This is a genomic window from Streptomyces sp. NPDC003034 (assembly GCF_053591375.1).
Genome location: NZ_JBSFTS010000014.1, coordinates 129,472 through 150,532, shown reverse-complemented (window position 1 = coordinate 150,532; position 21,061 = coordinate 129,472). Strand labels below are relative to the sequence as shown.

Annotated in this window: 13 protein-coding genes; 8 read left to right on the top strand and 5 right to left on the bottom strand. The window is 73.2% G+C overall.

Annotated features, from left to right (window positions below):
* Positions 1-409: 409 nt before the first annotated feature.
* On the bottom strand, positions 410-946 hold the full coding sequence (locus ACWDX7_RS16855) for a MarR family winged helix-turn-helix transcriptional regulator (protein ID WP_451488659.1): 537 nt from the start codon (positions 944-946) through the stop codon (positions 410-412).
* Positions 947-1,071: 125 nt separating this feature from the next.
* Here ACWDX7_RS16855 and ACWDX7_RS16850 point away from each other — a divergent pair, with 125 nt between their 5' ends.
* Positions 1,072-2,358, top strand: a complete 1,287-nt coding sequence (locus tag ACWDX7_RS16850) for an MFS transporter (RefSeq protein WP_451488891.1) — start codon at positions 1,072-1,074, stop codon at positions 2,356-2,358.
* Between the two features lie 86 nt (positions 2,359-2,444).
* Here ACWDX7_RS16850 and ACWDX7_RS16845 read toward each other — a convergent pair whose 3' ends face one another.
* Both ACWDX7_RS16845 and ACWDX7_RS16840 read right to left on the bottom strand, forming a co-directional pair.
* On the bottom strand, positions 2,445-4,346 hold the full coding sequence (locus ACWDX7_RS16845) for an ATP-binding SpoIIE family protein phosphatase (RefSeq protein WP_451488892.1): 1,902 nt from the start codon (positions 4,344-4,346) through the stop codon (positions 2,445-2,447).
* 131 nt (positions 4,347-4,477) lie between these two features.
* Positions 4,478-5,905: an NAD(P)/FAD-dependent oxidoreductase gene (locus ACWDX7_RS16840; RefSeq protein WP_451488660.1), complete on the bottom strand. Its 1,428-nt coding sequence runs from the start codon at positions 5,903-5,905 to the stop codon at positions 4,478-4,480.
* A 338-nt stretch (positions 5,906-6,243) separates the two neighbouring features.
* Here ACWDX7_RS16840 and ACWDX7_RS16835 point away from each other — a divergent pair, with 338 nt between their 5' ends.
* Both ACWDX7_RS16835 and ACWDX7_RS16830 read left to right on the top strand, forming a co-directional pair.
* The gene (locus ACWDX7_RS16835; RefSeq protein WP_451488661.1) at positions 6,244-7,032 is read left to right on the top strand and encodes a TetR/AcrR family transcriptional regulator; all 789 of its coding nucleotides are present in this window, start codon (positions 6,244-6,246) and stop codon (positions 7,030-7,032) included.
* 250 nt (positions 7,033-7,282) lie between these two features.
* On the top strand, positions 7,283-9,262 hold the full coding sequence (locus tag ACWDX7_RS16830; protein WP_451488662.1) for a sigma-70 family RNA polymerase sigma factor: 1,980 nt from the start codon (positions 7,283-7,285) through the stop codon (positions 9,260-9,262).
* Between the two features lie 782 nt (positions 9,263-10,044).
* On the opposite strand, the gene ACWDX7_RS16825 is transcribed toward ACWDX7_RS16830, so the two are convergent.
* A complete protein-coding gene (locus tag ACWDX7_RS16825) occupies positions 10,045-12,390 on the bottom strand; it encodes an asparagine synthase-related protein (RefSeq protein WP_451488663.1) in 2,346 nt (781 codons plus the stop codon).
* 630 nt (positions 12,391-13,020) lie between these two features.
* Between ACWDX7_RS16825 and ACWDX7_RS16820 the strand changes: the two genes are divergently transcribed.
* The 4 genes from ACWDX7_RS16820 (at position 13,021) to ACWDX7_RS16805 (ending at position 18,795) form a co-directional block, all read left to right on the top strand.
* Positions 13,021-14,742, top strand: coding sequence for a sporulation protein (locus ACWDX7_RS16820; protein WP_451488664.1), 1,722 nt, complete (start codon positions 13,021-13,023; stop codon positions 14,740-14,742).
* A gap of 234 nt (positions 14,743-14,976) precedes the next feature.
* Positions 14,977-16,185, top strand: a complete 1,209-nt coding sequence (lhgO, locus tag ACWDX7_RS16815; RefSeq protein WP_451488665.1) for an L-2-hydroxyglutarate oxidase — start codon at positions 14,977-14,979, stop codon at positions 16,183-16,185.
* Positions 16,186-16,538: 353 nt separating this feature from the next.
* The gene (trmB, locus tag ACWDX7_RS16810; RefSeq protein WP_451488666.1) at positions 16,539-17,351 is read left to right on the top strand and encodes a tRNA (guanosine(46)-N7)-methyltransferase TrmB; all 813 of its coding nucleotides are present in this window, start codon (positions 16,539-16,541) and stop codon (positions 17,349-17,351) included.
* A 64-nt stretch (positions 17,352-17,415) separates the two neighbouring features.
* Complete coding sequence (locus ACWDX7_RS16805) at positions 17,416-18,795, top strand: PrsW family intramembrane metalloprotease (RefSeq protein WP_451488893.1); 1,380 nt, start codon at positions 17,416-17,418, stop codon at positions 18,793-18,795.
* On the opposite strand, the gene ACWDX7_RS16800 is transcribed toward ACWDX7_RS16805, so the two are convergent.
* Positions 18,785-19,879 carry a M23 family metallopeptidase gene (locus ACWDX7_RS16800; RefSeq protein WP_451488667.1) on the bottom strand — a complete coding sequence of 365 codons (1,095 nt, stop codon included), beginning with the start codon at positions 19,877-19,879 and terminating at the stop codon, positions 18,785-18,787. The two genes, ACWDX7_RS16805 and ACWDX7_RS16800, sit on opposite strands and share 11 nt — an antisense overlap.
* A 343-nt stretch (positions 19,880-20,222) precedes the next feature.
* Here ACWDX7_RS16800 and ACWDX7_RS16795 point away from each other — a divergent pair, with 343 nt between their 5' ends.
* Positions 20,223-20,810: a pyridoxamine 5'-phosphate oxidase family protein gene (locus ACWDX7_RS16795; protein WP_451488668.1), complete on the top strand. Its 588-nt coding sequence runs from the start codon at positions 20,223-20,225 to the stop codon at positions 20,808-20,810.
* Positions 20,811-21,061: the final 251 nt, after the last annotated feature.

The following is a 21,061-nucleotide window of genomic DNA, read 5'->3' as shown; positions in this document are numbered from 1 at the left end:
ACTTCTGGCGTTGATTTTTGGCACGCTGTTGAGTTCTCAAGGAACGGACGCTTCCTTTGTACTCACCTCAGCACATCGGCTGCGGCTTTCCTCCGAGCTTCGTTCTTCATTCTTGCTGTTCTGCGTTTCCGACTCTATCAGATCCTTTCGGGCCTGACCCCCAGTCAGCGGGGTTTGTCTTCCGGGCCGTTCGGCCCTTCCGACTCCCGAACTCTAGCTGATTTACCCGCCGATTCGTAATCGGCTCCTCGGAAATGAATTCGAGCATGCCGAATTCGTTCCCAGGGGGAGATCGTGCTGAGTTGGGTGCCGCAACGAGGTGGCGGGATTCGTTGTCGCCAAAACCATCCGGCCCTGGGACAACTCGAAGAACCTTACGGATCCCCGGAGGTCGTGTCAACTCCGGTGGTCAGCTCGGTGACTGGAGGCCCTCCACCCGGTCCAGCAGCCGCGTGAGCATGTCGCCCAGCAGCCCGCGCTCCTCGGTCGAGAGGTCCTGGAGGAGGTCCTCCTCGAAGACCGTGGCCGCGCGCATCGCGTCCAGCCACTTGCTGCGGCCCTCGTCCGTGAGCTCCACGATCACGCGGACGCGGTTGGACTCGTCACGCTCCCGGGTGACCAGCGACTCGGCCGTCATGCGGTCGATCCGGTGCGTCATCGCCGCCGGCGTGAGGCCCAGCTGCTTCGCGAGCTCGCTCGGGCCCATCCGGTACGGGGCCCCGGCGAGGACGAGGGCCTTGAGGACCTCCCATTCCGCGTTGCTGATGCCCAGGGCCGCCGTCTGGCGTCCGTACGCGACGTTCATGCGGCGGTTCAGGCGACTCAGTGCCGATACGACCTTCTCCACCTGGGGATCCAGGTCCTGGAACTCGCGCTGATAGATGGCGATCTGCTCATCGAGGCTCGGTTCGTGGACGGGCGCAGTGCCGTCGGGGGTGTCACCCATGGGTCGAAGTATGGCACGAGCTCGTTGGCGTCTAACTCCTTCGATGTGTATTGTTAAGGATCGAAGTTTAGGTGTGAAGTCTTCAGTCTTCAGCTCTCAAAGGCAGGTGAGAAGTGACCAAGGTGATGGGCGCTGCGATGCGGCGGATCCAGGCAGGGAACGCGCTGACCGCGTTCGGCATCGGTTTCACGGTTCCGTTCCTCTACATCTACGTGGCGCAGGTGCGCGCTCTCGGATCCATGGCCGCCACGAGCGCGTTCGTGGCGTTCGCGCTGGGCGCCCTGGTCGCGTTGCCCCTCACCGGACGGGTCATCGACCGCCGGGGTCCGGTACCCGTCGTCATCGGCGCAGCCGTCGCGGCGTCGGTGGGCGCGCTCTCCCTCGGGCTCTCCACCGGCCTCGTCCCCATCCTGCTCTCCGCCCTGGCGCTGGGCGCCGGGCAGGCCGTGATGCAGCCCGCCCTCGCCACGATGATCGTGTGGTGTTCGACGCCGTCCACCCGGACCCGCGCCTTCGCCCTGCAGTTCTTCATGCAGAACCTCGGCCTGGGCATCGGCGGTCTCATCGGCGGCCAGATCGTCGACGAGAGCCGGCCCGCCAGCTTCACCCTGCTGTTCGGCATCGAAGCCGTGATGTTCCTCGTGCTGGCGGGAATCATCGCCAGCGTGCGGATGCCGCACGTGGGGAACATCAAGGACGCGAGGCCCAAGGACCCGTCCCAGACGGGGGGCGGCGCCTGGAAGCGGCTGCTCCGGCACAAGGCCATGGTTCAGCTGTGCGTGCTCGGCTTCGTCCTCTTCTTCGCCTGCTACGGGCAGTTCGAATCCGGTCTCGCCGCCTTCGGCACCGAGGCCGCCGGTATCTCGCCGTCCACGCTGGGCTTCGCGCTCGCCGCCAACACCGGCGCGATCGTCGTCGCGCAGTTCGTCGTACTGAGGCTGGTGGAGAAGCGGCGCAGGTCCCGGGTGATCGCGCTGGTCGGCCTGATCTGGGCCGTGGCATGGGTCATCGCCGGTTTCTCGGGCCTGGGGCACGGCAGCGCGATGATGGCCGCAGCCGCCTTCGTCACGACGTACGCGCTCTTCGGCATCGGCGAGGCCATGCTGTCGCCGACCCTCGCGCCGCTGGTGGCCGACCTGGCGCCGGAGGGCTCGGTGGGCCAGTACAACTCGGCCTTCGCGCTGGTCAAGCAGATGGCGCTGGCGCTGGGGCCGCTCGGGGTGCCCCTGGGCGCCGGGGTTCCGATGCTCTACATCGGCGTCTTCGTGGTCGTTTCGCTCGGGATCGCCTGGCTCGCGCTGCGGCTGGGCGCGCAGCTGAGCCCGGCGCAGGACAGTCCCTCGCTGGGCAGCGTGGTCGTGGCGCAGTCTCCGGTCGCCGCCGCCAAGGTCGCGGAGCCCGTAGCCGCGTAGGCACGAAGCCGCGTAGCCGCGCACGTACGTACGCACAGGGCAGGTGAGGGCCCCGATCCGGTGGATCGGGGCCCTTCGCGTTCGCGCTACTTGTCCGGCAGGGCGAACTCGCACCAGACGGCCTTGCCGCCGCCCGGCGTGCGGCGCGTACCCCAGGAGGAGGCGATCGTCGCCACGATCGAGATGCCGCGGCCCGTCTCGTCGGCCGGTTCGGCGCGGCGGCGGCGCGGGAGGTGGTCGTCCCCGTCGGTCACCTCGACGATCAGGCGGCGGTCGGTGCGGCGCAGGCGCAGGCGCATGGGCGGGGTGCCGTGCTGGAGGGAGTTCGCGACGAGTTCGCTCGCGGCCAGGACGCCGAGGTCGCACAGCTCGACCGGGAAGCGCCAGGAGGCGAGGACGCCCTGGGCGAAGGCGCGGGCGCGCGGGGCCGCTTCGATGCCGCCCAGCAGTTCGAGGGCGGCGTTGTGGAAGAGCTCGGCATCCGCGCCGGTGCGGGCGGGCTGCTGGAGGACCATCACGGCGACGTCGTCGTCGTGGTCGGCGTCCACGCCGAGCGCCCGCATCAGCCGGTCGCAGATGACCGCGGGGGTGCCCTGGGCGCCGGAGAGGGCGCGTTCGAGGGCGGCGACGCCTTCGTCGATGTCCTCGCCGCGGCGTTCGACCAGGCCGTCGGTGTAGAGGACGGCGGTCGAGCCGGGGCCCAGGGCGATGCTGCCCGAGGTGTGCAGCCAGCCGCCGGTGCCCAGCGGCGGGCCGGTGGGGTCGGCGGCGCGGCGTACGGTGCCGTCCTCGTCACGGACGAGGATGGGCAGATGGCCGGCGGAGGCGTAGGCGAGCAGGCCCTCGTTGGGGTCGTGGACGGCGTACACGCAGGTGGCGATCTGGCTGGCGTCGATCTCGGCGGCGAGCCCGTCGAGGAGCTGGAGCACCTCGTGGGGCGGCAGGTCGAGGCGGGCGTAGGCGCGGACTGCCGTACGCAGCTGGCCCATGACCGCGGCGGCGCGGACTCCGCGGCCCATCACGTCGCCGATGACGAGGGCCGTGCGGCCGGCGCCGAGGGTGATGACGTCGTACCAGTCGCCGCCTACTGCCGCCTCCGTCCCGCCGGGCTGGTAGGTGGCGGCGACGCGAAGGTCGTCGGGCTGTTCCAGCTCCTGCGGGAGGAGGGAGCGCTGGAGGGTGACGGCCGCTTCGCGCTGGCGGCGCTCGCTGGCGCGCAGCCGCTCGACGGCCTCGGCGTGGTCGGTGACGTCGGCGAGGTGGATCAGGACGCCGGTGTGCGGCGGGGCGGCGTCGGCGTCGCTCTTGCGCTCGCCGTCACCATCTCCGTACGCGTCTCCGTCGCCGTCGCGGCAGGTCTTGGGGAAGTCGACCGGGGTGCAGGTGACGGTGTACGAGTGGGAGCCGCCGGGCGCGGTGCGGTTCTTGGCGGTCCGGGACTTGCCGCTGCGCTGCACCTGGTCGAGGAGCGGCAGCAGGCCCAGCTCGCCCAGTTCCGGAAGGGCCTCATGGGCCGGGGCGCCGGTGGCGCGGGCACCGAAGCCGGAGGTGTAGGCGTTGTTGACGTAGGCGACGCGGTGGTCGGGGCCGTGCACGAGGGCGACCAGGGAGGGGAGCCGGCCGAGGACCTCCCGTACGGAGAGCTCGTCGAGAGAGGGCACGGCGGCGGGGGCGCCCGTACGGGAGGCGGTGGCCGGGGCGTTGCCGGAACTCGGGGTCGGGCTCGGGCTCATGCCGGTGCCCGAGCCCTTGCCCGAGCCGTTGCCCGTGCCGGAGCCGGTGCCCGTACCCGTGCCGGAGACCGTGGGGTCGGCGGGGCTGCCGTCCGCGGCGGGCGCGGAGCGGCCGGTTCCGGGGTCGGCGCGGCCGCCGCGGGCGGCCGGGACGGAGCCCTCACCCCGCTTGGCCTGGGCGGCGGCGTGTTCGGTCCGGGCGGCGGCGCGGCGCTGCGTTCCGGGAAACCGGGCGCTCCAGCGCGTGAAGTTCACTGCGTTCAAGCCTCGTGGTGTCGCAAGTGGTCGCTGTGTCGCTGGTGGTCGGTCACTGGACGATGTCACTCTGTGCAGGTGTGAGCGCACCTATGGTCACACGTCCAGTGTGGCCGACCGCACTGACAACGTCAGCCCGGGCTGTCCTGCGGGGGGTTGGCGGCAGGGTTCGGCGGCGGCTTCTCGGGGCCGCCGGCGGCGGCCAGTTCGAATTCTGCCCTGGGATGTTCGAGAGAGCCTAGGGATACGATCTCCCGCTTGAAAAGACCGGCGAGGGTCCATTCCGCCAGGACGCGCATCTTGCGGTTGAAGGTGGGGACCCGGCTGAGGTGGTAGGCGCGGTGCATGAACCAGGCCGGATAGCCCTTGAGCTTGCGGCCGTAGACGTGCGCGACGCCCTTGTGGAGGCCGAGGGAGGCGACGGAGCCGGCGTACTTGTGGGCGTACTCGGTCAGGACCTCGTCGCGCAGGGACGCAATGAGGTTGTCGGCGAGCGCCTTGGCCTGGCGGACCGCGTGCTGCGCGTTGGGCGCGCATTCGCGGGGGCCTTCGGGGGTGGGGGCGGCGGTGATGTCCGGGACGGCTGCGGCGTCACCGGCGGCCCAGGCGTGTTCGACCCCCTCGACGGTGAGGAAGGCCGTGCAGGCCAGGCGGCCGCGCTCGTTCTTGGGGAGGTCGGAGGCGGCCAGGATGGGGTGCGGTTTGACCCCGGCGGTCCAGACGACGGTGCGGGTGGGGAAGCGGGCGCCGTCGCTGAGGACGGCCACGCGGTTCTCGCAGGATTCGAGACGGGTTTCCAGGCGTAGGTCGATGTTGCGGCGGCGCAGCTCGCGGACCGTGTAGACGCCCATCTCGGGGCCGACCTCGGGGAGGATCCGGTCGCTCGCCTCGACCAGGACCCACTTCATGTCCTCGGGTTTGACGTTGTGGTAGTACCGGGCGGCGTAGCGGGCCATGTCCTCCAGTTCACCGAGGGCTTCGACGCCCGCGTATCCGCCGCCGACGAAGACGAAGGTGAGGGCGGCGTCGCGGATGGCCGGGTCGCGGGTGGAGGAGGCGATGTCCATCTGTTCGATGACGTGGTTGCGCAGACCGATGGCCTCCTCCACGGTCTTGAAGCCGATGCCGTAGTCGGCGAGTCCCGGGATGGGGAGGGTGCGGGAGATGGATCCGGGCGCGAGGACGAGTTCGTCGTAGGCGATCTCGGTGGCGCCGGTGCCTTCCTCGGCGGTGGCGAGGGTGGTGACGCTCGCGGTCCGCTTGGCGTGGTCGATGCGCTGGGCCTCGCCGATGACGATGCGGCACTTGTCGAGGACACGGCGCAGCGGGACCACGACGTGGCGTGGGGAGATCGAGCCTGCGGCTGCTTCCGGTAGGAAGGGCTGGTACGTCATGTAGGGCTCGGGAGTGACCACCGTGACCTCGGCTTCGCCGGCTCTCAGCTTCTGCTGGAGCCGCAGGGCCGTGTACATGCCGACGTAGCCGCCTCCGACGACGAGGATGCGCGTCCGGGACGGGGTACCGGGGGCCGTGCCCCGGGAGTTAGCAGCCTTCACCATCCCATGACGCAACGTGGCTGGGAGTTTGTCCACAGGCCCGGCAAATTGTGTGACCGGAGGTGGGGCCGGGACGGGCAGGTCGGGAGGCTCTGGTGGGGGCAGAGTTTCGCAGGTCAAAGGGTGCGGAAGGGGCGCCTCCGGGGGTGCGGAAGGGAAAAGTGGGGGTGAATGCTCCGATCGGGCGGTGGTCGGTGGGGGGCTGCCTCTTCTGAATTGACTCTGGCTCAACTATGTTCGTATCTCGTCGAGGACTAGGACCGGGCCGCTGACCGTGGCTCCCTCGACACGAAGGCGGGGACTGTCTCCGGGGGGAGACAAATGATTACCGGGGGAAACATATGAACATTTCCGATTTCCATGGCTCTGCGACCAGCACTCTCTCGGTCGAGAGCGGCGCGCGCGTCATCGCGGGCGGCGGTGCCGGCACCACGCACGGAGTGGGCCGTTCCACACCGCTGCGCGTCGACGCGCAGCGCAACCTCGAACACGTCCTGCGGGCGGCGCGCGAGGTATTCGGCGAGCTCGGGTACGGGGCGCCGATGGAGGACGTGGCACGACGCGCGCGGGTCGGTGTCGGCACCGTGTACCGGCGCTTTCCCAGCAAGGACGTCCTGGTCCGGCGGATAGCCGATGAGGAGACAGCACGGCTGACCGAGCAGGCCAGAACCGCGCTGGGCCAGGAGGAGGAGCCGTGGCAGGCGCTCTCGCGTTTCCTGCGTACCTCCGTGGCCTCCGGTGCCGGGCGGCTGCTGCCGCCGCAGGTGCTGCGGGTCGGCGGCGCGGGCGAGGACGGCGTCGAGGAGCCGGAGGCGGCGCGGGTGCCGCAGCAGCGGCAGGCCGGTGGGGCCGGTGGCGCTCCCGAGCTGCGGGTGGTGGGCGGCGCGCGGACGGCGGCCGAGGAAGAGCCGTCGGAGGAGACGGGCGCCGACGCGCTGCTGGAGGTGGTCGGCCGGCTGGTGGACCGCGCCCGGGAGGCGGGTGAACTGCGTGCCGATGTCACGGTGGCCGATGTACTGCTGGTGATAGCGACGGCGGCGCCGGCCCTGCCGGACCCGGCGCAGCAGGCGGCCGCTTCCACACGACTGCTCGACATCCTGCTGGAAGGGCTGCGCTCCCGGACGGTGTGAGTGGCGGTCGGGTTCGGTTAGGGGTCGGCGGCTGCGAGTTGGCGGCTGCCGGCTCGGACCGCGCGGAGCGAGATCGGGTGGCCGGTGTTCCGGGGCGGGTTGCCGTCGGTACGGTGAATCGCTGAAGTGTGCCCGGACGAGTGGATGGTGCGGAGACCAGGCCGGCCGGAGTCCGCCGTGTGACACGCTTGATCGGTGTACCGGTTGAGTGTGTCGTGCGGGTCGTGCGGGTCGTGCGGGGGCTGCCGCGATGAGCGTTGACGGGCGGGATGAACCACTCGGTGGCGCCGGTAGTGAAGTCGAGGCCGGAAGCGGGCCCGCCAGGCAGGTCCCGGCTCAGCGCGAACCGGTCGGACGGCATGCCGATTCCTCGGCCCAGGGCGGTTCCGGGGTCTTTGGCCGTCACAGTGGCTCCAGCAACTCGTGGAGTGCACTGCCGCCGTCCGACGGGGACTTGGTCGCCCGGATGCGTGGTGGTGACGACCGGGCGTACGAGGAGCTGTTCCGTCGTCACGCCGATGCCGTACGGCGCTATGCGCGGACCTGCTGCCGGGACGCGCACACGGCCGATGACCTGACCGCCGAGGTGTTCGCGCGGACACTGCAGGCGGTACGGGGCGGGGCCGGGCCGGACCAGTCGGTGCGGGCCTATCTCCTGACCACCGTGCGCAGGGTCGCTGCGGCCTGGGCGAAGACCGCCAGACGCGAGCACCTCGTCGAGGACTTCGCGGTGTTCGCGGAGCAGGCGGCGGGAGCCGAGAGCGGCCCCGCTCTGACCGGGCTGTCGGGGGACGACACGCTCGAACTGGGCGCGGACGTCCGGGCGATGCACGAGGCGGAGCAGTCGCTGGCCATGCAGGCCTTCCGCAGCCTGCCCGAGCGGTGGCAGGCCGTGCTGTGGCACACCACCGTAGAGGAGGCGTCACCGAGCGCGATCGCGCCGTTGTTCGGGCTGACCGCCAACGCCACGGCGGTTCTGGCCAGTCGGGCCCGCGAGGGACTCAAGCAGGCTTATCTGCAGGCCCATGTGAGTTCGGCGCTGAGTGGGGGCGGCGACTGCGCGCGGTACGCGGACCGGCTGGGTGCCTATGCGCGCGGCGGGCTGAGGATGCGGGCGCAGCGGGGGCTGCGCAAGCACCTGGAGGAATGCGCGAAGTGCCGGGTGGCGGCCGGAGAGCTCAAGGACGTCAACGCGGGCATTCCCGCGCTGCTTCCGGTCGCGGTCATCGGGTGGTTCGCCGCCGGGTACGCGGCCAAGGCGGCCGGAGTGGTGGCCGGTGGCGCCGTCGCCGCGGGCGGAGCGGGTGCGGCCGCTGCGGCCGCCGGTGGGTCGACGGCGGGAGCCGGTTCGGCCGGGGCCGGGACCGTGAGTGGGGTGGCCGGTGGGGCCGGGTCGGGCGCCGCGGGCGGGGCCGGGAGCGCCGTGGCTTCCGAAGGGCTCGGACTGCCCGCCAAGGCGTCTATCGCCGCCGGTCTCGCGGTGGCCGCGGCCGCGGGGATCGTGTTCGCGCTGGTGGGGGACGATCCCGCTCCGCAGGCCCAGGCGATGCCCGCGCCCAGCGTGGCGGCTCCGGTCGTACCGAGCCCGCCCGCGCCGGAGCCGAGCCCGCCCGCGGTGGAGCCGCCGCCCGCGCGGGCTTCCGTACCTGCGGCACGGACCGTGGCTCCGTCGCCCTCGACACCCGCCGCGCTCGCGCCCGCGAGGCAGGCGCCCTCCCCGAAGTCCAGTCGGCAGAAGGCCTCCCCGTCCCCGACGCCGTCCCGGTCGAAGCCCTCGCCGAAGCCGGCTCCGCAGCAGGGGTTCCAACTGGTCGGGCTCGCTCACTCGGCCTACGGGGATCACGGCGGGCCGGAGTTGCAGACCTGGCGCAGCAGCTGGGTGTGGCAGCGGTGGGGGCTGCTGCTCGGCGGCCAGCGGTTCGGGCAGGGGATCACCGTGAACTCGCGTTCGGCGGTGGAGATCGCCCTCAACCGGCAGTGCACGACCTTCTCGGCGCGGGCCGGGGTGGACGGCCTGTCGGTGTTCACGGACGGCAAGCTGCGGTTCTCCGTGTACGCCGACGGGCAGCGGCTGTGGCGGTCGGCGGCGCTCGGCTACGAGGATGCGGCGGCGGGGGTGAACGTCTCCCTGGCCGGACGGGAGACGGTGCGGCTGGTGGTGGAGCGGGACGGGCCGGGGCGCCTCCCGGCGCTGGCGAGTTGGGCCGACGCGGTGATCAGCTGCCGGTAGCCGGGCCGGGGGGCCGCCGGGCGGGCGCGGGGGCCGGGACGATGCCGTTCAGCACGGGCTCGCCGCCCGCGGGCGCCTCCTACCGCTTGGGCCGCGCCCGAGAGGGAGTGGGAGCTCCGGCCCCCTCCGCGGCGCGCTGCAGCACGTGACTGCTGGCCTGACGGCCGGTCGTTCTCGATGCCCATCTCGACACGGGGCCGGCACCCCGAAAGCCGTCGTTCCCGTGCAGACGCCCCGTCCCTTTCAGCACCGGCCCGCCGGCCCGAGGGCGCGTCGTACCGCTTGGGCCGCGCGGGGGCACCTCTCAACACCTGCCTGCCGCTCCAAGAGCCCGTCGGACCGCCCCGGCGCCCAGCGCCAAGCAGCGTGGCCGCTGGCCTGAGTGGTCATACCGCTCGCGGACGGCCCCTCCGCACGGGGCTGGCGCCCCGAAGGCCGTCGTTCCCGTGCAGACGCCCGGTCCCTTTCAGCACCGGCCCGCCAGCCCGAGAGCGCGTCGTACCGCTTCGCGCCCGCGCCCGGCCGCCCGGCCGCCCTGCGGCACGTGGCCGCTGGTCCACAGGGGCCAGCCGCCCAGACAGCCCCGCCGGTTACCGGCGCAGATGCCAGGTTCGCCGGGCTGCCGGTCACAAGGCCCGTCCAACCTCTTCGGGGAGACCCGGTCGCTTTGTGGCGCCGGAGCGGGAGGTTGGTGGGCGATGTCCGTCTGCGCGTGTTGGGCCGGGGTTCGGGCACGGCGGGCGGCCGGGTGGGGGGTATGGGGCGGTCACGCGGCGCGAGCGCTAGTGCCGGGCCGGGCGGAGGCTGGGGATGCCGGGGGTCAGGCGGGCCAGGGGTTCCTGGGGTGGTGAGGGGACCGCGCGCCGCCGCGCGGAGGTGGTGCCCGTCCAGCAGGTGCCGCGGCGGGCGAGGAGGCGGCGGAGCCACAGTTCCATGGAGACGAGTTCCGCCAGCCCGTCGAGCGGGACCGGGCGGCCGTCCGCCGCGTCGAGCAGGGCCTGCCTGACGACCCCGGCTTCGATCAGGCCGGCGTCCGCGAGGAGCGGTGCGGTGAACAGCGACAGGAGGTCGTTCAGGGCGGCCCGCAGCCCCAGGCGGGTCGCCGTCTCGTTCGGGGTGTGGGCCGTGGCGCCCCAGCCGGGCGGGAGTTCCCGTACGCCGGCCGAGGACAGGACGCTGCGCAGGATCGCCGCGCGGGCCCCGGGCTGGACGCGCAGGGATTCGGGGAGGGCGCGGGCGGCGCGTACGACCTGGTTGTCCAGGAACGGGGCGTGCAGGCGCTGGCTGCGGACCTCCACGGCCTGTTCGAAGACCCGGTGGTCGGCGGCGTGGCGGGCGAGCACGGACCGGGCGCGGGCCTCCCCGGGGCGCAGCGACAGCGGCGGGCGTCCCGCGGCGGCCGTGAGACGGATCGATACTTCCGCCAGGGCTTCGCCCGTCAGCCACCCGGCGGCCGGGCCGGGGCGGGACCAGGTCAGGGCGGCCAGGGAGGCGTCCACCGGCCCGGACACCCGCTCGGCCACCTGCCCATCGCGCAGCCGGGCGGCGGCCGCTTCCATGCCCGCGCGGTAGGTCGTACGGGCGAGGCGGCGGGCCGCGGCGTAGACGGTGAGCGGGACCAGCAGGGACTGGCCCTCCGCGGAGGCGGAGCGGGCCAGGGCGGCCACCGGGCGCAGCAGGTGGCGTCGGCGGCGGTCCATCAGGAGGTCGGCCATGCGGGCCGGGTGGGCGTCGAGGACCTGGCGGGCGCCGTGTCCCGTGAAGTGGTCCGCCGAACCGGCGGCCAGCCGGCGGCGTTCGCGGGCGGCGAAGACGAGTGACGGGCCGGGTTCGTCGGTGAGGGGGCCGTCGAGTTCGGCGTACGGGAGGGCTTCCTCGGCGGCGGCCACGACGACGTGGCGCAGCCGCGGGTCGGCGGCGATGACGCGGGCGCGTTCGAGTTCGGCTTCGCGGCCCTGCGGGGTGGCGAGGTCGTTGAAGGTGACGGCCAGGAGCCGCTCCCCGGCCTGGCTCATGACGGTGCCGGGCGCCCCGGGCAGGCCGGCCGCGAGCAGGGCCAGGGTTGCGGAGGCGCTGCCGCCGGAGAGGTCGGCGCCCACCCCGGGGGCCGGGGCGCCGCGGGCCGCACGCCGGTCGGCGGGTCCCATTCCGGGCACCGGGCCGGGATCGTAGGGCAGTGCGTCGGGAGCATGCCGGGGGGCCGTGAGCCGGGCGCGCACCGCTTCCACCAAGGCCTCCCGCACGCCCTCCACCGCGCGCTCGGCATCGGTCTCGGGCGAGGCGACCGCGAGCGAGGCCACGGACTCGTAGCCGGTGATCTCCCGGGAGCCCTCGCGCAGGATGAGCGCGTGCCCGGGCGGGATGCGCCGCACGCCCGCGTACGGTGTGCCGTCGCCCAGTGCCTCCGGGCTGTCGGGGCAGGCCAGCAGGGCCGCGAGGTGGCCGACGTCGAGCTGCGCCTCGATGAGGTCGGCGAGGGGGAGGGCGGCGGTGGCGTACGCCGTCCCGCTGGCCCAGGGCGTGTAGAAGACGGGCCGCGCGCCGGCGAGGTCGCCGAGGACGGTGATCCGGCGGCCGGCCTGGACGACGGCGGTATAGCTGCCGGACCACTGGGTGAGGTGGCGCAGGGCGCCGCCGCGAGCGGCGAAGAGGGCGCGGCGCAGTTCGGCGTCGGTCGCGCCGCAGCAGCCGAGGACTGCGAGCCGGGTGAAGGGATCGGCGGGGTCGGCGACGACGGTGCGGATCTCGTCGGGGCGCCAGTCGCCGACGGCCCACAGGGGGTCCGGGTCTCCCCAGAGGAGTTGGGCGCCGACGGGCTGGACGGTGCGTTCGGCGTCGTCGCCGGGGTCGTCGGGGTGGGCGGCGTCCGCGATGCCGCCGCGCAGGGGTCCGCCCGCGTCGCCGTAGCCGTGGCCGGGGGGAGCGCTGCGGGGGCCGTACCCGTCGTGCGCGTCGTACCTGCCGTGCCCGTCGTGTCCGTCGTACCTGCCGTATCCGGCCTGGCGGGAGCTCTGGCCGGAGCTCTGATCGGGGCCGGGGCCCGGGCCGCGGCCGGAGCTCCGGCCGGAGACGCGGCCGGCCGTGCCGAAGCTCGCGGCGATACTGCTCCAACCCACCAACCAGCGCACCGCCGCCTCCCCAGCCTGTGGGCACATGACCGGGGCACGGGCAGCACGGTCGGCGCTGAGGGCGCGGTCGGCGGGACCCCGGGTGGCTCGGGTCCATGCTGCCACGGGACAGGCGTGCGAGCGTGGTTAAAGGGGGCGCACATGCAAACGAACACGCCCCGCGAATGCGGTATTTGGCGTTCCGTTCCCACTGCACCATAGGCCGGTTTCGGCCATTCTTCAGTCGTACTGACAGTCGATGTGAGCCCCTGGGGCCCAGCGTGCGTGCGCGGTACGGGAGGCGGAGACCGCCCCCCGGACCGTTCCGCCACCCGCGGGGATTGAGGCAGCGGCATCCCCCGGCCCACTCGATCCGCGCAGCGGGCCGACCCACGCACCGCACATCGAATCGCCGGGCCCTCCTACCGGCCAGAGCGCACGAGTGGGCGCACGGCCACACGGACGGAGCACGCGCTGACTCGTGCGCCCCGGGTACGGGTAGGGCCACGGCTGCGCAAACGGACAACAATCCCGCCATACGGAAGTCTGACCCTTAACGCTTGGGAGGCGGGGAACTACGCTGGGTTTACGAAATGCCGGGCGCCTATGCCCCGGCGGCGTCTGCGTTCCGCGTGTGACGAGGGGTGGCGCATGTCCAGGGAGCTCCGCGAGCCCAATGAGAAGCTCGGCGCCGTCCTCGCCCTCGCGGGCATCAGCAACGCCGGGCTGGCCCGGCGGGTCAACGACCTCGGCGCGCAGCGCGGCCTGACGCTTCGGTACGACAAGACGTCGGTGGCCCGGTGGGTGTCGAAGGGGATGGTGCCGCAGGGCGCCGCCCCGCACCTGATCGCCGCCGCCATCGGCGCGAAACTGGGGCGGCCCGTGCCGCTGCACGAGATCGGGCTGGCGGACGCGGACCCGGCGCCCGAAGTGGGTCTGGCCTTCCCGCGCGATGTGGGGGCGGCGGTGCGGTCGGCCACCGATCTCTACCGGCTCGACCTCGCGGGCCGTCGCGGCGGGGGCGGGATCTGGCAGTCGCTGGCGGGGTCTTTCGCCGTGTCGGCCTATGCGACACCCGCTTCGCGCTGGCTGATATCTCCCGCGGACGGCTCGGTGGCGCGCGAGCCGGTGCCGTCGGGCGCCGCCACCTCGGACCCCGCGAGTTCAGGCCCGGCGAGTTCAGGCCCGGCGACCTCGGGCCCCGCGACCTCCAGCAGTACGGCGGCCTCGGGTTCCGCGGCCTCAAGCACCGCGGCCCCGGCGCCGCGCACCCCCGGCGCATTGGCCTCTCCGGCCGCGCGGGGGGCGTCCGCGTTATCCGGCGCCGCCCCCGCGGTGGCCGGCGGCCCGGTGATGCCGCCGGCCACCGCCGTACCCGCGCAGCAGGGAGCCGAGCGGGGTCCCGTGGCGTCGCCGCTGCCGCCGCTGTCACCGCCGCCGTCCGATCCCGCACCGCAGCGCGTGGGCCACAGCGATGTGACCAAGCTGCGCGAGGCCGCCGAGGACGCCCGCCGCTGGGACTCCAAGTACGGGGGCGGGGACTGGCGTTCGTCGATGGTGCCGGAGTGCCTTCGGGTGGACGCGGCGCCGCTGCTGCTCGGCTCGTACACCGACGAGGTGGGCCGCGCGCTGTTCGGCGCGACGGCCGAGCTGACCCGGCTGGCCGGGTGGATGGCCTTCGACACCGGCCAGCAGGAGGCGGCCCAGCGCTACTACATCCAGGCGCTGCGCCTGGCCCGCGCGGCCGCCGACGTACCGCTCGGCGGTTATGTGCTGGCGTCGATGTCCCTCCAGGCGACCTACCGGGACTTCCCGGACGAGGGGGTGGACCTCGCCCAGGCGGCCGTGGAGCGGAACCGGGGCCTGGCCACCGCCCGCACCATGAGCTTCTTCCGGCTGATCGAGGCGCGGGCGCACGCGAAGGCCGGCGATTCGGTGGCCGCGGGGGCGGCGCTGCGGGCGGCCGAAGGGTGGCTGGAGCGGGCGCGCGAGGGGGACCCGGATCCCACGTGGCTCGGTTTCTACTCGTACGACCGTTTCGCGGCGGATGCGGCGGAGTGCTACCGGGACCTGAAACTGCCCCGCCAGGTCCGGCGCTTCACCGAGCAGGCCCTCTCCCGCCCCACCGAGGAGTACGTGCGCTCGCACGGGCTGCGGCTGGTGGTGAGCGCCGTCGCCGAACTGGAGTCGGGCAATCTCGACGCGGCGTGCGCGGCGGGCACCCGGGCGGTGGAGGTGGCGGGCCGGATCTCGTCGGCGCGGACGACCGAGTACGTACGGGACCTGCTGCACCGGCTGGAGCCGTACGGGGACGAGCCGCGCGTCGCGGAGCTGCGCGAGCGGGCGCGGCCGCTGCTGGTGGCGCCCGCGTAGGCGGGGCGGGCGCCGGCCGCTGGGGAGCGGGCCGGGCGCGGGCCGCCGGGGGCGGGGCGCTGGCCGCCGAGGCTCGGTCGAGGGGCGGGCCCGTACGCCCCGCCCGGCGGCTGTGTCGGTGGCGGGGTGCAGTATGCAGGAGTGGGAGGTGTCGGCTTGGGCGGCGGCGGTAGAGGCAGGCTGAGCGGCGTGGGCCGAGCGGTGCGGGTGGGGCGAGCGGTGCGGGTAACACGGGTGGCACAGGTGACACGGGTGGACTGCGATGTGCTGGTGATCGGCGGCGGGATCGTCGGCCTGTCGACGGCGCACGCCCTGTCCGGCCTCGCCCCCGGCACCCGGGTGATCGTCTTGGAGAAGGAGGCCGGCCCGGCCCGGCACCAGACGGGACGCAACAGCGGGGTGATCCACAGCGGCATCTACTACCGCCCGGGATCGCTGAAGGCGCGCTTCGCCGTGCGCGGCGCGGCCGAGATGGTCAAGTTCTGCGCCGAACACGGGATCGCGCACGAGGTGACGGGCAAGCTGATCGTCGCCACGGAGCGGGAGGAGCTGCCGCGCCTGCACGCGCTCGTACAGCGGGGCCGGGAGAACGGCATTCCGGTGCGGGAGCTGGGCCCGGCCCAGATCACGGAGTACGAGCCGGAGGTGCGCGGCCTGGCGGCGATCCACGTGGGGACCACCGGGATCGTCGACTACGGGCAGGTGGCGGCCCAGCTGGCGGAGTCGTCGGGGGCGGAGATCGTCTACGGCGGCGCGGTCGACCTGATCGCGCGGCGCGCGTCGGGGGTGGCGGTGCGCACCACCTCGGGCGCGGTGGTGAGGGCGCGGGTGCTGGTGAACTGCGCGGGGCTGCACTGTGACCGGATCGCGCGGCTGGCGGGAGACGACCCGGGGATGCGGATTGTTCCCTTCCGTGGGGAGTACTACGACCTGGCGCGGCCGGAGCTGGTGCGCGGGCTGGTGTACCCGGTGCCCGACCCGGCGTTCCCCTTCCTGGGCGTGCACCTGACCCGGGGCATCGGCGGCGGCGTCCACGTCGGGCCGAACGCGGTGCCGGCGCTGGCCCGCGAGGGGTACCGCCGCGGGACCGTCGGGCCCCGCGACCTCGCCGACGAGCTGACCTGGCCGGGCACCTGGCGGATGGCCGCGCGGCACTGGCGGTACGGGGCGGGCGAGATCCACCGCTCCCTGTCGAAGCAGGCCTTCACCCGGGCCGTACGGCGCCTCCTGCCGGCCGTCGAGGCGGCGGACCTGCGCCCGGCCGCGGCCGGGGTGCGGGCCCAGGCGGTGCTGCGGGACGGGACCCTGGTGGACGACTTCCTGATCCGGGAGGCCCCGCGCACGGTCCACGTGCTCAACGCCCCCTCGCCGGCGGCGACCGCCTCGCTCCCGATCGGACGCGAGATCGCGGGCCGCGCCCTGCGGAGCCTGCGCTCGGCGTAGACCTGCCCGCACCGTGGCTCCGCGTCGGCCCGCGCAGCTCGTACGGGCGGTACTGCGGTACTGCGGTACTGCGGTACTGGCGGCGCAGGGTGGCAGCGCAGGCAGCGCGCGTGCCGGGCGCCGCGGCCCTTCTGGCCTGTGCGAACCGGTCGGCGGCGATCCGCTGGACCGTATCCGGCTGCTTCGGCGATCCACCCAGGGCGGCCGGGGCCCCGGGCCGGCGGGCGTATCGGGGCGCCGGGGCACCCCGCGTACGCCCTGCCCCCCCCGGTACGTCCTGCCCCCCCGGGCACCCGGGCCGCTCACCGGCGAGCGGTCGGCCCCTGGGCACCGCCGCGTAGAATTGGCGCATTGTGTCTGAGTCCCGAAACCCCCAGCCGCCCAGCCTCCCGGACGCCGCGCCGGAGGCGAATTCGTACGTGCCGCCCAAGTGGCGGACCGAGCCCCGGTTCCCCGACGGGCCCGCGCCCGATCCGGCCGGGTCGCACCATGAGCGGCGGATCCGGAGCTTCCAGCCCCGGCGCAGCCGGGTGACCACCGGCCAGGGCGAGGCCCTCAAGCGCCTCTGGAGCACCTGGGGCCTGGACATCGACGGTCTGCGGGTCATCGACCTCAAGGAGCTCTTCGACGGCCTTCCCGTCGTCCTGGAGATCGGCTTCGGCATGGGCGAGGCCACCGCCCAGATGGCGGCCGCCGACCCCGGCACCGGGATCCTCGCGGCCGACGTGCACACCCCCGGGCAGGGCAATCTCCTCGCCCTCGCGGAACGCGGCGGCCTCAGCAACATCCGCGTGGCGAACGGCGACGCGATCATCCTGCTGCGCGAGATGCTGGCGCCCGACTCCCTGGCCGGGATCCGCGTGTACTTCCCGGACCCCTGGCCCAAGGCCCGGCACCACAAGCGGCGGCTGATCCAGCCCGAGTTCCTGACGCTGGCCGCGACCCGCCTGGCCCCCGGCGCCGTACTGCACTGCGCGACCGACTGGGAGCCGTACGCCGAGCAGATGCTCGAAGTGCTGAGCGCGCACCCGGACTTCGAGAACACGCAGCCCGACGGCGGTTATTCGCCCCGCCCGGACTTCCGGCCGCTGACCCGCTTCGAGGGCCAGGGTCTCGACAAGGGCCACCGCGTACACGACTTGCTCTTCCGGCGCATCCAGAACTGACAACGTCACTGCCTGTGTCAGACCCACTCTGTAGGGTCATGATGTGTTCCGAGCGCTTCCTCTCGTGCTCGCACGCCCGTCGGGCACGGTCCGCACGGGCGTGCTCGTCGCCCTGCTCTCCCTCCTGACCGCTTCCGGGCTGTCCATCCTCGAACTGGTACGGGAGCAGACCGGCACCCCCGGCTTCTTCGTGGGCCTCGGTCTGGCCCTGCTGCCGGTGCCGGCCCTCATGGCGGCCTTCCGGTGCCTGGGCCGGGCCGCGCCCGCGCCCTGGCCGCAGTTGCTGTTCTGCTTCGGCTGGGGTGCCTGCACGGCCGCGCTGATCGCCATACTGGCCAACAACTTCGCCACCGACTGGATAGCCACGGCCACCGCCGACGCCTCCAAGGCCGACCAGCTCGGTTCGGTGGCGGTCGCCCCGGTGGTGGAGGAGAGCGCCAAGGCGGCTGCCCTGCTGCTGGTGTTCGTCTTCCGAGAACGCCACTTCAGTGGCCCGGCCGACGGTTTCGTCGCGGCCGGCTTCACCGCCACGGGTTTCGCCTTCACCGAGAACATCCTCTATCTGGGCAATGCCTTCGACGAGGACCTGGCCGAAGGCACCGGGGTCCTGGACTCGGTGACGGCGGCGACCTTCTTCGTACGGATAGTGCTGTCGCCGTTCGCGCACCCGCTGTTCACGGTGTTCACCGGCCTCGCCCTGGGAGCGGCCGCGCGCAGTCATCGCCGTTCGCGCCGGATCGGGCTGCCGCTGCTCGGCCTGGCCCTCGCCATGGGCATGCACGCGCTGTGGAACGGCTCCTCGCGGTGGGGGGAGTACGGGTTCTACGCGGTCTACGGCTGCGTGATGGTCCCGGCGTTCGGGCTGCTGCTGTGGCTGGCGGTGCGGATACGGCGGCGCATGCTGCGGGCCGTATCCGCCGAGTTGGCGGAGTACGCGGCCGTGGGCTGGCTCACCCCGGCCGAGGTACCGGCCCTGGCATCGCTGCCGGCGCGGTCACTGGCCCGCGCCCTGGCCCGGCGCAGCGGCGGCCGGGCGGCGGGGCGGGCGGTCTCCCAGTACGCGGCGGATGCGGCGGCCCTGGCCCTGCTGCGCCACCGGGCGCGGCGGGACGGCCCGGCTCGGGAGCCCGACTTCGTGGGGCGGGAACGGGAGTTACTGCGTCGGCTCTGGCTGCGCCGGGCGACGGCCGGGCCCGCGCTGGCCCGGGCGGCGGTCATGGAGGAACTGCTTCCGCCCTGGTTCGACCCCTTGCCCCCGGGGCCCGGCCGAGCCGTCGACACCCCGGCCGCACCGGTGCCGGCCCCATCAGCCGCATCAGCCGCATCAGCCGCACCGGAGGCGGCGCCCGCCCCTGCCGCGACAACCGCACTGCCCGCACCTGTTGCCGGTGTACCGGCGGCCAGGCGGCGGCTCGTTCCGGTCCTTGCGTACCTCAGACGTTGAGGCCCTTGGAGTTCAGCCACGCCTGGGGGTCGACCGTCGAGCCGCCCTTGCGTACTTCCAGGTGCAGGTGGGGGCCGGTGACGTTGCCGGTGGCGCCGACGCGGCCGATGGTGTCGCCCGCCCCGACCGAGCCGGAGGTCACCGACATCGAGGACAGGTGGCAGTACCAGATCTCCGTGCCGTCGGCGAGCTCCAGCACGATCCGGTAGCCGTACGCACCGGACCAGCCGGCCGAGGTGATCTTCCCTGCGGCCACGGCTTTGACGGGGGTGCCGGTCGGGGCCGCGAAGTCGAGGCCGGTGTGGCGGCCGGAGGACCACATGGAACCGGAGACGCCGTAGTGGGAGGTGAGGGTGTAGGCGGAGGTGGGCAGCGAGTAGCTCCCGGCCAGTGGGGCGAGGCGCGCCTGCTCGGCCTTGGCCTCGGCCGCCTCCTGAGCCGCCTTCGCCTCCTGTGCCGCCTTCGCCTCTTGTGCGGCCTTCGCCTCGGCCTCCGCCGTGGCGGCCGCGGCTTCCTCGGCCGCCTTGCGGGCAGCCTCCCGCTTCTCCTTGGCCTCCTGGGCCGCGGCTTCCCCCGCGATCCGCTCCTCCTCCGCCCGGGCCTGAGCCGTGGCGGCGTCCTGCTGCGACTCGGCCTGCTGGAGGATCCGGTTGCGCAGCATCTCGCCGGCGTCGGCCCTCCGGTCGGTCTGCTGCGGGATGATCCCGGTCCTCGCCGCCTCACCGGCGCCGGCCGCCTGCTGGCCGCCGACGGCCGCGCCCCCGGAGGCCTCGTCCCCGGAAGCAGCGCCACCCCCGGAGGTGTCACCGCCGAGCAGGCCGGGCAGTTCGCTCAACGAAGGTATGGAAATGGTGACTTGGGGCCGGTCCTGCGCGGTGGCGATGCCACTGGCGCCGACCGCGGCGATCACACCGACGCCGAGCACGGTGGAACTGCGCGCAAGCCCCCCGCGCTGCTTGGCGACCCGGTGCTTCCCGCGGACCGCCCGGACCGAATCCTCGGTGGGATTCCACTCGCCCCAGGTCGCCGCGATGGGCGGTTCCTGGATCTCAGTGCCTTCAGGGGCAGGCAAGTTGGAGGCCACCTGGGCACACTCCTCATTGACGCGCACGCGTGCGGTGCCATCTCTTGCGACGGCTGGGACAACCGGACTGCGTTATCGAAAGGTAATAGACATGGGGGAATGATTCCAAGCTGTTGCGATTGATCGTTCCGACCAATCCGCCACTCGCTGACGGGCTTTGGCCTGTACTTTCCACAAGAAACACGGCGCAACATGGACAAAAATCATGCGCCACCCCTTGCTCTTCAGCCACATCCCGGCCTCGCCCGGCAAGCCCGGCGGGAGGACGAGGACGCCGAGGTCCGCGGCTGGGGCCGGACGATTCGTTAGACAGGCGAAGAGTTTCGCTGCATAATACTTAGGCATGGGAAAGACTTACGCACGCATCGACGGCCGGCTGCGCACTTTCATAGAGCAGCAGCCGATCTTCTTCACCGCGACCGCCCCACTGGTCGGCGACGGCACGGTCAACCTCTCCCCCAAAGGCCTCAAGGGCTCCTTCGCGGTGCTCGACGAGGAGCGGATCGCCTATCTCGACTTCGCCGGCAGCACGGCCGAAACCATCGCGCACCTGCGGGAGAACGGCCGCATCACGGTGATGTGGTGCGCCTTCCAGGGGCCGCCCAACATCGTTCGGGTGCACGGCCGGGGCGAGCCCGTCTTCCGTGACGACCCGCGCTTCGAGGAACTGCTCGCGCACTTCCCCGACATCGACCCGGCCCTGCACGGACTGCGCGCGATCATCGTGGTGACGGCCGAACTCATCCGTGACTCCTGCGGATACGGGGTGCCCTTCATGTCGTACGACGAAGATCGCGACCTGCACGGCAAGCGCTTCTCGCGTGAGGACGACGCCTCGCTGAGCGCGTACTTCGCCAAGAAGGACCACATCGCACAGAGCATCGACGGCCTGCCCGGGCTGCCTCTTCCGCTGCCGCCCAGCAACTTCTGAGCAACCGTTCCTCCCCCTCCGGGGGTTGCCGTGGCCCCCATACCCGCCGGTGTCGCGCTCCCTGCCGACTGTCCGCCCTGGCCGGGACCCACGGGGGTCCCCGCAGGGCGGCCAAGACGCGGCGGCGTCTGCGGGCTGAATCGTCGGCGCGGGACTTGCGAGCAGGTCGGCCGGCGGCGATCGGGGAGGAAGCGCGGAGTGGCAGCCGGGTCCCGAGGGCGTGGGCCCGGACATGACGAAGGCCCGGCTCC